Origin of the sequence: Pseudoalteromonas sp. SIMBA_162 (assembly GCF_046535955.1) — a bacterium.
Lineage (GTDB): Bacteria > Pseudomonadota > Gammaproteobacteria > Enterobacterales > Alteromonadaceae > Pseudoalteromonas > Pseudoalteromonas marina.
This window is the reverse complement of the sequence record NZ_JAWJBQ010001202.1, coordinates 1-236: the sequence shown is the minus strand read 5'-3', so window position 1 is coordinate 236 and position 236 is coordinate 1. Positions and strand designations below refer to the sequence as shown.

1 protein-coding gene is annotated in these 236 nt (G+C 32.6%); it reads left to right on the top strand.

The features are described 5' to 3' along the window. Positions 1-47: 47 nt before the first annotated feature. On the top strand, positions 48-236 hold a 189-nt coding region (locus R0J88_RS23480; protein ID WP_410901387.1), incomplete at its 3' end, for a hypothetical protein.

The following is a 236-nucleotide window of genomic DNA, read 5'->3' as shown; positions in this document are numbered from 1 at the left end:
AGTTTAAAAACGAAGAGTTCAACAAAGCAAATCTTGGGAATAACTTAGTGAGCATGAAAACAAATGTGTTCGTTGAATATTTAGAATTTCACTTCTCTCTCGATGGACAGAGGTATCGATCTTATAGAAGTAAGCTTCGAGTAATAAATTCACTTGAAGAAGAAGTGCTGCTGATAGCCATTTCGAGAATTAAGGGGTTTGAAAAGGTTTATGAAACTAAGTATATTACTTTTTAT